Consider the following 13,405-nt stretch of genomic DNA (forward strand, 5'->3'; position numbering starts at 1 on the left):
ATATCAATATTTATTGAATGCCTACTGCATTAAATGCTTGGTTTACTGACGTTACCGCTTGAGAGGAGGCACCATATAGATCTGTTGCAGACTGGACTGCCGCTGCTCTCGCCTGACTGAAGTTTGAAGATGACGTTAAATATACCGTGTTCATACGATAGAAGATTGCGCCTAGCTTGTCCCTTCCGATTCCCGTAACGGAAACGCCATAATGACTGCCCCCTTCGCTTAAGAGGTAGGCTGCTTTATTGATGATTCCGCTGTTGATATGAACTCCTCCGTTATCACCAGTTCCTGTATAGCGAACAGAATAGTGATCAGGATCTTGGTATTTCGCTGGATCTGACATTGAGCGAAGGGCATCTCCCGCTACGGCAGGCGTATACACGTCTTCACCAATCTCAAAGTCAGGATTTTTACCGTTATAATACTCTACTAGTGTTCCAAAAATATCAGACATCGCTTCGTTCAATGCACCTGACTCGTTTTGATAGACAAGATCTGAACTCGTATCTGTTACCGCATGCGTCAATTCATGAGCAACTACATCAATTCCTCCAGAGAAGGCGATAAAGTTCGTACCATCACCGTCTCCGTATACCATTTGTGAACCGTTCCAAAAAGCATTATTGTAGTTTTTATTAAAGTGAACAGATGATTTAATCTGTGCTCCTCTATTATCATAAGAATTACGTCCATGTGTATTTTTATAATAGTCGTAGGTTAAACCAGCAAAGTAATGAGCATCAACAACTGCTTGATCGTATGAGCTGTCAAATACATTGTCTGTTCCACTGTATAGTGTTCCCGGCAAGAAGAATTCAGGCAGGAACGTACGGTTCTTCATATCATAAGTAAAGATCCCGTTTCCACGCGTATTATCTTGCATATAATACTTTCCGCTGGATAATGTGAGGTTCAGTGTTTTTGAATCCCCTAATACACCTTTTCCTGTTCCATTCGTGTTCGTTCCTGTTACTTCGTGCATGTCATTATAACGATTTAGGATCTCACCTGACTGTGCATCAATAAAATAGTTCCAGTTCCCCGGCTCAGGTGTTAAATAGTTTAAGTTTACAAAATAAGCAAAATGCGCTTTACCATCTTTCATCAGCACGATTTTTTCTGCTTTTGGCTTTTTCTCAAATTCAGGTTTTAGACCCAGTGCTGCTGTTGCGATGCCTACTGCTTTTTTCCCACTGATCTGCTTTGCGCTCGTTAATTTCGATTGCTTGTCCATCTCTGGAGCAACTTCACCTGAGATCACGGTAAGTTCACCGCTTTTATTAATGTGTGCTACTTGGGTATAGCCCCAAATAGGAACACCGTTGTATTCTTGCTGAAGTCTTAGAACCGTATTCCCGTTTGCTTCTTTTGTACTCTCTACAATAGAGAATGAGTCTTCTGCTGTTGTATTTCCTAATTTAAAGATTGATTTATGACTGTCCACATAATCAAACAGTACCTTTTGTGCAGAAGCATTTGATTTTGAAGATAACTTACCTGCTAGAAATGCTGGAGTTCCAGAATCACTGCTTACTTTCACTTTTACTTGTTCTGTCGCAGCCATTGCTGATGGTCCGAACGCACCAGTTATTAATGTTGCCGCAATCCCCATTGCAACCCACTTTTTCTTTGTCATTGTCACGCCTCCAATTTCCTTTTATTTACTTTGTATGCAACATCATATCACCTCTTAAACTCGATTTATATGAATTTTCAGAAAGTTAATTAGTTGTTACTAGCGTAAAAAATAGGAAATCAAATCATAGTGTCTGATGGCATATTTTCTTTGTAGTTCTTTTTTACCTGAAAATTGTAAATGATTAAATTTGCACTTACACTTAATGTGTTGATGTACTTTTACCATAATATAAAAGAAATCTATCATAAAAAAAACAAAACAAAGAGAACTAGCACAATAATTAGTGCTAGTTCTAGATTAATAGACTGTATTGGACTTTATGCTCTCATGAAGCAGTAAGTCATGTGGTTTTTTTAGCTTTGGATAGCCTGTAATTCTCTCACTGATCACAGATGGTAAAAACCAGGTCGCTTGAAGTGCTGTCATTCCTGCTTCAGTTGCTCCCTCTAACTCGTCAGATCCGCCGTCACCAATAAATATAGATTCTTCTGGAGTTACACCAACCTTTTTACAAGCTAATTGATAGATTTCTTTTTGCGGTTTGGCAACTCGAGCCTCATAGGAGAAAATTACTTCATCAAAATAGTCAGGCAGTTCAGATGTTTCCCATGCATCCACTTCTTCAGGAGCAGCATTTGAGATCAGACAGAGCTTCAGACCATTAGATTTTAAAGTTTGAAGCAGTTCTATCACTTGAGAATCGATCTCTTGAAAAGGAATGCTCTTAGCTGACAATCTTTCTAGGTGAACGTACTCAATAGCTTCTACGTTTGGTGTAATCCCTTGTGAATCTAAAATATCTCTTAACACACTCTGGTGATCTGGAAACGTTCCATTCATTCTAAGCTCTCTTCTTAGATCCCACTCTGCTTTAAAAATACCTTTATCTAATCCTAAAGGTTCGATAGAATACTTGGCTTTCTTACGTCCATCTTTCCATTCCGTAATCAACGTTTCATACAGATCAAAGAAAACTGCTTTAACCAAGGTTTCTCCCCCTATTAAAAAATCTTTGCATATACACTAGTATCTCGAAGGCTTGTTGTTGAACCAATCTCCAATGAATCATTGCGTAGAATACCTTCCAATGTAAATCCTAACTGTTCAGGGATGGCTGCACTTTTCGTATTACGTGTGTCACAACGGATCTCAACCCTTCGTGCTTTAAGCTCCTTAACAGCAAAATCAGTAATTCCATTAACAGCTTCTGTCATATATCCTTTTCCTGCATAGCGAGTATCAATCCAATATCCAATCTCGAACTTTGGAATTTCCCAATTAATACGGTGTAATCCTGATGAAGCAATCAAGTTCCCGCTGTCCTTTAAAAATACGAGCAATCTTAAATCTTCCCTGCTTAAAAACTTCAAATGCGCTTCCCGAATATTAACTTCTACATCTTCCTCTGTTTGATCAAAATGGGCAAAAGGTAGCCAAGGCTTTAATTCATCTAGTGAAGCATGAATAGCTTCAAACATCGCTTTGCCATCTCCAGGCTTTGGCATACGAATTAGCAGTCGATCTGTTGTAAATTCAGTTGGAAAATTTATTAAAATTGGTTTCAAAGTGTACCTCCGAGTATCTGTTAGGTAATGTGAGTAAGTTTGTCAGGGTTTACTACCCAATATATCGTTTGTATTAAGTCATTCTTAATCTGTAAGGACAGAACACCAAATACTTGTTGTTCCACATACAGTACAATGCCTGGTTCGCCGTTAACATTCGTATATTTGAATGAAAAGTCTTCCGTTGTTTTTGCCATGATTCCCATATAGAAGCGTGAGATCCGCTCTGCTCCAAGGATTGGAACGAGAGCAGCTTTTATTTTCCCTCCACCATCTGAAATGAGCTTTGCATCTACGGCAAGCAGATTTAATAGATTACTTACATTTCCTGAAACTACTGCTGCTACGAACTGTTCAGTTAGTGCGGAAGCTTTTGGAGGTGACATCGTAGAAGTAGTATGATTGCCTATCGCCTTTTTTGCACGGTGAAAAATTTGTCTGCAGTTTGAACTACTTTTTCCGACCATTTCTGAGATAAAACGATAATCATACTCTAGAACTTCACGAAGTAAAAATACAGCACGTTCCGTTTCTGATAGCTGCTCTAATAAAAGTAAATATGCGGTAGAAAGAGATTCTTTCATTACATATTGTAACGCTGGGTCTTCTTTATTCTCTGCTAATAAAGGCTCCGGAAGCCAGGGTCCTACATATGTTTCTCGTTGTTTACGAGCAGACCTAAGCAGATCCAAACAGCGATTCGTGACGATTTTACAAAGATAAGCTTTTGGGTTCTGAACAAGATCCATTTCTTGTTCACTCCAAGTAATATACGCATCTTGCACGATATCTTCCGCATCTTGCACACTTCCTAGCATTCTATATGCTAATGAAAACAAGAGGGGTTTATATGTTGTAAAAAGAAGCTCAGTTTGAACATCATTCATCCATTAAGCCTCCTTTCGCAAACGATTTAATCCTATATTCTGTTCAATAGCTTTTGCTGCTCTTTTAGCACTAGCAAATGCTGCGTCCACCAACATTTCTCCATGTCCTGCACCGTCTCCTGCAATGTAGAGTCCTGGTATTTCAGGTATACTCGGACCAAAATATTGAGTGTCTTTGATGCTAATCATATCTTGCACCACTATCATTCTTGGTAAAAACTGTTGAGCTACAAGTTCTTTTCTCCACTCCGGCTGCATGAGATCAAGAATACTTTCAAGCTCTTTTCTATGACAATCTGCACTGCGCTCTTTATTAGTTCCTAAATATTTAATTAATTGAATAACATTCTTCCCATCCTCGCTTAATGAGCACGCTCGAGAGTGATTAGAGAACAGAATATGCTGATCAATTCCTATCGCAAAATGATGATTTGATTTAGGGAGTCTTTTCAAAGCTACGTCTAGGCATGCAGCATATACGGGAGAAGCTTGCTGACTCCACTTTTCTAGCAATGTCCCTTCTGCATTCTTCACCAATTTCATTGATTGCTCAGATCCTATTGTTAATAGTACATTTGAAACTTCGAAGGTATCTCCATCTGAACAGAAGAGTTGATGTGTAATTCCATAATCAATAGAAGAAATCTTCTTGTTTGTATAAATGGTTACTCCAGCAGTCAAAGCCTTATTGCGAAGACTTTCAACGATGGATTGCCAACCATTGTTTACATAGAGGACTCCTTTCAGACCTTGTTGAACTTGTTGGATAGCTGTATTCGCTAATAGTTGATCGTAATCTATGCAATATGTTGATGTTCTGGTCAATGCGTAAAAGATGTTACGGACCATAGGATTTTTAATTTCTTTCTCAGCCCATTCTCGTAAACTCATATGAGGGATCGATGCAGCGTCAATCGTTTTAAGCTTTAACATCACTCTTACCAATTCCGTCTTGTTAGACCATGTTAAAAGTTTTGTTTTGAACATTGCACCTAATGATCCTGGCAGTTCAAAAAGTTTATCATTCCAGATCGCGTATCCATTGGTATCAGGAACTGCCCCAGATACATTTACTTCTAACTCATTTAAAATCTCTTCAGCCGCTCCCCCTCTATATAATGCATGCCCACCTAAGTTAAATAGTGCTCCGTTTTTTGAGATGGTTTGTGCACGACCTCCTAATTGGCTAGCTTTCTCTAGTACTAAGACAGACTTTCCTGCTTGTGCTAAATATACGGCAGAAGTTAAACCGGCTATTCCGCCACCAACAATCGCCACATCAAATGTATTCATGTATAATCACCACTTTCTGATTTTACAAACATGACGATACTGGCGTTTGTTTTGTGACAGAAATCTGTATTTTGTTTACATAGAATATCAGGGGGTAATGGTTTTATAAGGTGACATTTTCATTCAAGTTGCCAAATCTGCAAGAAAGGAGATCAACGTGATGTTATATACCAAGATTCTGGTTGCTTTTGATGGCTCTGAAGGAAGTTACACCGCTCTACACAATGGTAATGAGATTGCACGGCATACAGGGGCTGAGTTAACGTTACTTTATGTGACCAATGAAATAGTTCTGCCATTGTATGGTGGCGTACATCCAGGCCGAGTAGCGAGTTCAGCAGTAGAAGTAAGAGAAGCAGAAATTTTGGAGCAAAGTCATGGTGAAGAAATCCTAAACAGAGCGTTAGGACGTGTGGATCATCAAATAAAGACAACGACAGCCATTTTGCATGGTGACCCGACTACTACCATTTGTGGTTATGCGGATAGCCATAACATCGATCTCATCGTCATTGGTAATCGTGGCCATAGCGGATTTAAAAAACTATTCTTAGGAAGCGTTAGTCAAAAAGTTGTTTCTAACGCACATCAACCTGTACTTGTTTCTAAATAACAATTAATTCGTTTCAGGAGCCCCCTCTTTAAAAGATGGGCTCCTCTATTTTATTGAATCATTTCAGACACTGTTTTGAACGTATAGCCCTTTGCCTTCAAATCCGTAATGATACCTTTAACAGATTTCATCGATTCTGTGCGGCTGTCATACATCACGTGCAGCAGGATGATTGAGCCAGGCTGAATATTTCGACTCACATGCTTCACTATTTTTGTAGAATCAGATGCTATTTCTGGGTATGTTTCCGGCTCAATGTTCCAAAGGATTGTCTTTCGATCATGTTTATCTAAGTAGTACGGCAGTCCGATCAATTTTTTCCCATATGGTGGGCGAAAGTGAATCTTCCCCTCGTATCCTGCTTTTCGAATCAGCTTATCTGTTGACTCAATCTCATTACGAATATAAGACGGTGTTTTCAAAACCATTCGTTCATGAGAATAAGAATGGTTTCCAAGCTCATGTCCTTCTGCCACTATTTCTTTTGCTTCTTTCAGGTTCTCTTCAATCTCCCTGCCAGTTACAAAAAAAGTAGCTTTAACGCCCTCTTCTTTTAAAATCGACAAAATTTCATCGGTGTTATCTGTTGGGCCATCATCAAATGTTAAGGCAACTACTTTTTCAGCAGTATCTGCACTTGTTACTAAACCTCCAAAAAATTGAAAGTTTCTCGAACTGCTTAACTTTAAACCGCTGTACCCCAATCCGATCAATAGGAAGATCGCCACGCTTACGTATATGACTATTTTCTTCATTCATTTCTCCTCATTTATGTATAGAACTATTTGTAGGTATGATTAATAAGAATACCAAAAACTCGTTAAATCTGTAGTAACTGAGCTGTAACCATTCTGACGCAGCATAGCTGTAATATTACCCCGATGATAGGCACCATGAGTCGTGATATGCAGCAACATCTCAGAGATACTCGTCTCTCTTCTTCCCGCCCATGGCGTATCAAGAATTAGCTCTTTGTCCAAATCGACTCCATTGTTAAGAAATTCACTATATTGATTGGTTAATTCGTTATACATCGTAATGATCTCCTCAATACTCTTTGTATCTGACTCTACTTTTTCAATCTCGAGTGCATCTGCCATACTAGTCCCTGAAATGATATGAAACCAAAGCTGATCAACAATGTACATATGTGAAACTACTTTCGAGATGGATGGGAAAACACTCTGCACTGTCTGATGATACACATCATTTCCAAGTTCTGATAACCGATGGAATAACTCCTTGTTCGCCCAAACGTGATAATCGTACATTTTCATAGCATGATGTGTCATAATGCCCTCCCTTATTCTCACTCTTACTTCTTTGCCTATTTTCGACAACTCGACAAGATTCCCTCTAATTTTCAGAATCAGGAAGGAACTGGGATTGTTTTGAAGAATTTTTTAATAAGACATTATGCTGGTATGAGGAGAACACATGATGAATCATTTCGAGCACGAGATATAAAACGGCTATTCCGCTAGGGGCCCTCCAACAAAATGGGTAGACTCATCATTTAAGTATAAACTTTTGGAGGTGCACGTATGAAACGTGATGTAGATTTTGAAATGTATATTAAGGAAGTTAACAAACCATTCTCAGGGTGGGATTTTTCATATATAACTGAATCTGGTCGGATGGCAAGTGGAATGCTTTCTTGGTCATATGGCAGTATGGTGACCCCTCTCATTGGAAAAGTGTCATCGATGCTTGACATGGGCACTGGAGGTGGAGAGCTTTTGTCCAAACTTCAACCGTTTCCAGCAGTAGTTTGTGCAACAGAAGGGTATCTGCCAAACGTTCCAATCGCAAGAGAACGTCTTGAACCTCTTGGAGTAAAAGTCTTTCAGATCGGTGACGACGATCTTCTTCCTTTTGAAGATCAGACGTTTGACCTTATCATTAATAAACACGAATCCTATTCTCCACTTGAAGTAAAGCGCACATTAACTGATGGTGGAATCTTTCTCACACAACAAGTCGGCGGTTCAGATTGTGCTGAGATTAATACTATGCTTGGCTATCCTATTAATGAAGAATTTTCACATTGGAATTTACGTTTTGCTGAAAATGAACTCCTGGAAAATGGATTTGAGATCTTAGAAGCGAAAGAAGAATTCCCTGTTCAGCGCTTTTATGATATTGGTGCCTTGCTCTATTATTTAGATGCAATACCTTGGCAGGTACCAGAGTTCCAACTCGAAGATTCTGTAGAAAAGCTGCATCACATTCATGAACTGATCCAAATGAATGGATACTTTGAAGTGAAACAGCATCGTTTTCTAATAAAAGCGAGGAAAAAATAAGGAAAGTTAAAAAGCTGGCACAGCAATCGTTCGCTTTGAACGCGCTGAGCCAGCTTTTCTTGACAATGTTCTGTTGGATTGTTTGGAAGATAGAGCTTTACTGTCCAGTTCATTCAAAATACTGTCCAGTTTTCTATTTTTACTGTCCACTTTTGAGGTTTTACTGTCCACTTGTCTTCATTTACTGTCCATTTTCAACATTTTACTGTCCACTTATTCAGAAACTACTTCTGAACACTGGTTACCATCCAGCCTTTTTCATCGACCCACTCAAGGTTAACCGTGTATTTTTCATTTGGCTGTTTATTCGGACTGACTTCTGCAACTGATTTCTGTGGGCCACCACCATTTGCGATTTTCCACACCGTCATGTTTTCATCAAGACCTGTAGCCAGACGAATCGCTTTTAGTTTTTCATTCCAGTCTACACTGCCTTCATCATAACTTGATGTATGAGGTCCTGTTTGAGAAGTACCAATTGGTTCGTTTAGAACTGGTTTGTCACCTGAAGCTTGTTGTTTTTTCTTTTCCGCTTCAGCTTTTTCTGCTTTTTCCTTTTTATCTGCTTCTTTTTCAGGATCTATGCCAATTTCTTCAGATGGTTCTTGTTTCTTGGTTTTCTCCTTGTTGTTTGGTTCTTTTTCTTCACGTTCTTCTTCATAAGCACTTTCGTTATCAGGCTGAAGTTTTACCACTTTATGTTTTGGTTCTTTATTTGCTTCCTCTTTCTTTGGCTCTTCTTCACTGCCCATCAGCAGCGCATCTTTTGGCAAGAATAATAACGCTAAAAGAACAGCTCCTAACGCACTGTATAATACAATATTTCTCTTGTTTGACTTCTTGCGTTCTGATCTTCTCATCTATTACAACCACTCCTTCATATCAAACGTTCCCTCTCGTGATGAAACAAAACAAAAAGAACTCTAATAAAGATTAGAGTTCTAACATTTAAAACTTTTATATACTCAACATTAATTATTCGAAGGGATTCACTAAAAATTTGAGGGTGACCAAAGATTTCAGAAGTTTTTGCCAACACAAGTTATGTATTATACCTCTAATACAACAGCCATTTCTTTTCCAAATCTATCACCCTTATCAACAAACCCTAAGCTCTCATACAATTGATGAGCACCCTTATTCTCAGGATGATAACCCACTACAATTACATTAGCATCTAATAAAGTCTTCATTTCTTCAATCATCAACTGTGTTGCGATCTTACCAATACCTTTTTTCTGGTAATTTTTATCGATCATAATTCGATAGATCCAATACCCATCCAATTCTTCTTTCATGGAGTTGAACATAAGAAATCCAACTGTGTTACCTTCCAATAGAATAGCGTAAGGCTTTAAGGTTGGTTCAAATTTTGATTGAGCGATAGAAACGGCGTTAGGTTCAATATGGCTCACTTGATCATCTGCTACTTCTAAAAAGCAGCATTCGTACCAATTTTCTGCGTTCAGTTCTGCGATCGTCACTTGTTTTTGTGTCATAAGTTCTCCTTTGATTGTAAGTTACATTTCCAATTATACCATAATATCTCATTTAATGAAGATATAGAATCTAATGATAGCTCAAACGTGATAAAAAACAGTGTCTTCCCATTACTGAAGACACTGCATTTCGTTTAAAGTTAGGCTACGGACTTTTCTTGTTTTGCGGCGAGCTTTTTCATATCAAAACGGACTAGTATGGATACGATGAGCGCAACTATAAACAATCCAGAAAAGAATGTTAAACTGTTCGCGTAAGAACCTGTTGTGTCCTTAATCCACGCAGCGAATAATGGACCTGCAAGACCAGCTGCTGCCCAAGCCGTTAGAATATAACCATGAATCGCTCCAACCTGTTTCGTTCCAAATAGGTCACCAATGTAGGCTGGAATCGATGCGAAACCTCCACCGTAACACGTATAGATAACAGCGAGCATCACCTGAAAAAGAATGGATGATGACGTTTGTGGCAACATGAAAAAGAGAGCGATCTGCAAAACGAAAAATGTCGTATAAGTATTAGGTCGCCCGATGTAGTCTGAAATGGATGCCCATCCAATTCGACCAAAACCGTTGAACAATCCTAAAACGCCCACTAGTGCCGCAGCTTCAGCAGTTGTTAATCCAATACTCTCTTCAGCTAGAGGTTTTGCTGCAGAAAGAATGGCGATACCACATGTAACATTAATGAATAGCATGATCCACAAATAATAAAAACGGCGTGTTTTTACAGCTTCGTTTGCTGTTAGTTGTGAGAGGTCTTGTTTAATTTTCACTTTTCCGCTCTCTACATTCTCTTTAAACCCAGCAGGAAGCCATCCTTCTTCTGGTTTTTCCAAATAAAGAGAGGACAATGTCATTACAGCAAAGTAAGCAATTCCTAAAATGTAGAATGTGTTTGCAATACCAACAGATTTAATAAGTACGTCCATAATAGGCGAACTGACCGCTGCTGCGAAACCAAATCCCATGATAGCAAGTCCTGTTGCTAGCCCACGACGATCGGGAAACCATTTGATCAGTGTAGAAACAGGTGCAATATAACCTACTCCAAGCCCGATTCCACCAAGTACACCATAAAAGATATAAAGCATCGTTAACGAGCCGATATTGACTGCAAGACCAGATCCAGCAATTCCTAATCCAAAGAAAATGGCTGCAAGCAAACCTGCTTTCTTTGGACCATGTTTTTCAACAAAATGTCCTAAAAAAGCTGCAGACAAACCTAAGAATAGGATAGCGATACTGAACGTCATCTGCACTTGTGAAGCTGTCCACCCAAATTTCTCGATCAGTGGATTCGTGAAGTTGCTCCAAGCATATACCGATCCAATGGAAATATGTATTCCTACCGCTGATAAAGCAATGAGCCACCGATTTTTAGACTTTTTCATCCTTATTTCCCCCCTATAAAGTTAATAAAGTTAAACATTCATGAAACTTACCCTAATGTAAGGCACAAAAAAAGACAACATTCAAAAGTACTTATTTTTTCAAATAAGTCCATTGTAGAATGTTGCCTAAAAGCTCTACATACTCGTGCAGAGCGTCCATTCATCATCAAAAGTAGAATAGAAAAAGTACAGATCGTGTATTTTCTCCATTACTTCTCACATTAGTTGTAAGCGTTTTTATAATATCAAATCGTTGCGTTATTCGCAACATAATTTTTTGACTTTTTAGATAATAGCCGGGTGATATGAATTTCTTCGCGATCGACACATTTTAATTTACATAGTTTAATCAGATAACTGGAAAGAAATTTGTCTTTTATTTTTGTGTATTGGTTTGGGTTTTCCCATAGATCGCGAAATACTTCGCACAATACTTGTTCAGCCACACGCTTATCACCAGTAATTCGGAGGGCAACTTGATATAAAAGTGTGCTATATGAATCGACCATTTGTTTTAAGGCACTAGAATCCTTATGTAGCAATCTGGTCAATATTTTGCTATCAAGGTCATGTCGTAAGTTCATTTCAGCAACACCCTCCTGTTACTTCCTTTGTTAATTTCCAATTCCCATAAATTAAAGGTGTTAAACATTGAACACAACACTTGTTGAATATTCATATATATTTTGTACAACAAAAAAACAGCACTTGAATTTCAAGCACTGTTTTAATTAACACTTATTTTTTTAGATTTTTCTCTACTGAATATTTTATACCTGCAACTGTTCCTATCCCAAGAAGTGCGTATTTTAATCCGACTAATGTAGCTTCTGGTGTAGCAGCCCCCGCTTCCCAAAAGGCATAAAGAACGCCTAGGACAACTGCAACAATGGGGATATACTTGTTCGAAAAACGATCCGTATGACGAATGGCATATAAAACCACAGCTAAACCAATGTACGGTGCAAAATCGGTCATAAAATCCATGATTTCCACCCCAATCGATAAAATTTGTATAGCTAATACAAATTTTATTAAAACTTGGATGAAAATAGACCGTTACGTAAAAATATTATCTCCATGTAGCTTTTTCGAGTGCAGTGTCACATTGATTGATTAAACTTCTCACTAAATCACCAGCAGACCTTACTTGCGCTAGAGCAGATGCTTGACCAGCCCACATGGACATCATTTCTTTATTTCCTTGATTAGCTGCTTCTCTTCTAATATCAGACGTTAACATATGCTGCAGTGGATAAGGAGGCAAATCACGAATATGACTCTCTAAGTCTATCATCATCTTATTCTTAAGACCTCTCGCACTTTTTCCAGAGAAAACTTTTTTTATTTTCGTGTCAGTATCACGACTAGATAGGATGGTCTGTTTGTGAATGGTATTTGCTCCGCTCTCTTTAACTGTCAAAAATGCTGTGCCCAGCTGAACAGCTGAGGCACCTAAAGTTAGTGCTGCTGCCATTCCCCTACCATCCATGATGCCCCCCGCTGCCACAACCGGACATGAAACAGCGTCTACTACTTGTGGAACAAGAGCCATCGTGCCGATCATAGATTCACTTTCACCATTTAAGAATGTACCTCTATGCCCGCCTGCCTCAGCACCCTGTGCAACGATAAGATCTACACCATTGGATTCAAGGTGAATCGCTTCTTTAACAGAAGTTGCCGTTGCGATAACAACCATTTCTAATGCATGTAAGTCTTCTACTAATCTTTTAGACGGCGCATTAAATGTAAAACTAACTATTTTAACGCCCGCTTCGATCACGGTGGCGAGCTGTTTCTTAAATAAATTCTCCACATCTGGAATGTCATGAACTTCAGGTATTCCAAGTTTTGAACGGTATGTATTCAAGTGTTGCTGCATCGCTTGAATAGCTTCCTCGTCCATTTTATGTGTCTCGGGCTCGGGGAGAAACAGATTCACAGCAATGGGAGATCGTGTGAGTTGCTGAATTTTTTTTAAAGCCGTTTTAATTTGTTGAGGACTCATATATCCTGCACCAAGTGTTCCTAATGCTCCTGCTTCACTTACTTCTGCTACTAATTTAGGTATTGTTGGGCCACCCGCCATACCCGCTTGTATGATTGGATATTTAATATTGAGCATGCTGCAGATCATACGTATCTTCCTCCATTTCCTGCTTTTTAAATAGCATAACAAAAAGATAGAGCTCTAGTCTGT

General features: G+C 38.8%; 15 protein-coding genes. 2 read left to right on the forward strand and 13 right to left on the reverse strand.

Going from position 1 to position 13,405, the window contains the following annotated elements; all coding sequences use genetic code 11:
• Positions 1-10: 10 nt before the first annotated feature.
• The 5 genes from FS458_RS15085 to FS458_RS15105 all read right to left on the reverse strand — a co-directional run bounded on the left by FS458_RS15085 (position 11) and on the right by FS458_RS15105 (position 5,390).
• Entirely contained in the window at positions 11-1,642 is a 1,632-nt protein-coding gene (locus tag FS458_RS15085) for a M4 family metallopeptidase (protein ID WP_144701978.1), read from the reverse strand.
• 300 nt (positions 1,643-1,942) lie between these two features.
• Positions 1,943-2,632 carry an HAD family hydrolase gene (locus FS458_RS15090; protein ID WP_144701981.1) on the reverse strand — a complete coding sequence of 230 codons (690 nt, stop codon included), beginning with the start codon at positions 2,630-2,632 and terminating at the stop codon, positions 1,943-1,945.
• Between the two features lie 14 nt (positions 2,633-2,646).
• Positions 2,647-3,210, reverse strand: coding sequence for a GNAT family N-acetyltransferase (locus tag FS458_RS15095; protein WP_144701984.1), 564 nt, complete (start codon positions 3,208-3,210; stop codon positions 2,647-2,649).
• A gap of 20 nt (positions 3,211-3,230) precedes the next feature.
• Positions 3,231-4,097, reverse strand: a complete 867-nt coding sequence (locus tag FS458_RS15100) for an RNA polymerase sigma-70 factor (RefSeq protein WP_144701987.1) — start codon at positions 4,095-4,097, stop codon at positions 3,231-3,233.
• 3 nt (positions 4,098-4,100) lie between these two features.
• Positions 4,101-5,390: a phytoene desaturase family protein gene (locus tag FS458_RS15105; RefSeq protein WP_144701990.1), complete on the reverse strand. Its 1,290-nt coding sequence runs from the start codon at positions 5,388-5,390 to the stop codon at positions 4,101-4,103.
• Between the two features lie 160 nt (positions 5,391-5,550).
• On the opposite strand from FS458_RS15105, the gene FS458_RS15110 reads away from it, so the two are divergent.
• Complete coding sequence (locus tag FS458_RS15110) at positions 5,551-6,003, forward strand: universal stress protein (protein WP_144701993.1); 453 nt, start codon at positions 5,551-5,553, stop codon at positions 6,001-6,003.
• 50 nt (positions 6,004-6,053) lie between these two features.
• Here the strand turns inward: FS458_RS15110 and FS458_RS15115 are convergent, their stop codons facing one another.
• Together FS458_RS15115 and FS458_RS15120 are read right to left on the reverse strand one after the other, a co-directional pair.
• Complete coding sequence (locus FS458_RS15115; protein ID WP_144701996.1) at positions 6,054-6,758, reverse strand: polysaccharide deacetylase family protein; 705 nt, start codon at positions 6,756-6,758, stop codon at positions 6,054-6,056.
• A 42-nt stretch (positions 6,759-6,800) separates the two neighbouring features.
• A complete protein-coding gene (locus FS458_RS15120) occupies positions 6,801-7,295 on the reverse strand; it encodes a DinB family protein (RefSeq protein ID WP_144701999.1) in 495 nt (164 codons plus the stop codon).
• A 252-nt stretch (positions 7,296-7,547) separates the two neighbouring features.
• On the opposite strand from FS458_RS15120, the gene FS458_RS15125 reads away from it, so the two are divergent.
• Entirely contained in the window at positions 7,548-8,309 is a 762-nt protein-coding gene (locus FS458_RS15125; RefSeq protein WP_144702002.1) for a class I SAM-dependent methyltransferase, read from the forward strand.
• Positions 8,310-8,533: 224 nt separating this feature from the next.
• Here FS458_RS15125 and FS458_RS15130 read toward each other — a convergent pair whose 3' ends face one another.
• The 6 genes from FS458_RS15130 to FS458_RS15155 all read right to left on the reverse strand — a co-directional run bounded on the left by FS458_RS15130 (position 8,534) and on the right by FS458_RS15155 (position 13,342).
• Positions 8,534-9,169: a YrrS family protein gene (locus tag FS458_RS15130; protein ID WP_144702005.1), complete on the reverse strand. Its 636-nt coding sequence runs from the start codon at positions 9,167-9,169 to the stop codon at positions 8,534-8,536.
• Between the two features lie 189 nt (positions 9,170-9,358).
• Positions 9,359-9,808, reverse strand: a complete 450-nt coding sequence (locus tag FS458_RS15135; protein WP_144702008.1) for a GNAT family N-acetyltransferase — start codon at positions 9,806-9,808, stop codon at positions 9,359-9,361.
• 140 nt (positions 9,809-9,948) lie between these two features.
• A complete protein-coding gene (locus tag FS458_RS15140) occupies positions 9,949-11,202 on the reverse strand; it encodes an L-lactate MFS transporter (RefSeq protein WP_144702011.1) in 1,254 nt (417 codons plus the stop codon).
• 245 nt (positions 11,203-11,447) lie between these two features.
• Complete coding sequence (locus FS458_RS15145; protein WP_144702014.1) at positions 11,448-11,786, reverse strand: RNA polymerase sigma factor; 339 nt, start codon at positions 11,784-11,786, stop codon at positions 11,448-11,450.
• Positions 11,787-11,940: 154 nt separating this feature from the next.
• The gene (locus tag FS458_RS15150; RefSeq protein ID WP_144702017.1) at positions 11,941-12,189 is read right to left on the reverse strand and encodes a phage holin family protein; all 249 of its coding nucleotides are present in this window, start codon (positions 12,187-12,189) and stop codon (positions 11,941-11,943) included.
• An 85-nt stretch (positions 12,190-12,274) separates the two neighbouring features.
• Complete coding sequence (locus FS458_RS15155) at positions 12,275-13,342, reverse strand: NAD(P)H-dependent flavin oxidoreductase (RefSeq protein WP_144702020.1); 1,068 nt, start codon at positions 13,340-13,342, stop codon at positions 12,275-12,277.
• Between the last annotated feature and the right edge of the window lie 63 nt (positions 13,343-13,405).

Origin of the sequence: Fictibacillus phosphorivorans, assembly GCF_007673525.1 — a bacterium.
GTDB classification, from domain to species: domain Bacteria; phylum Bacillota; class Bacilli; order Bacillales; family Fictibacillaceae; genus Fictibacillus; species Fictibacillus phosphorivorans_C.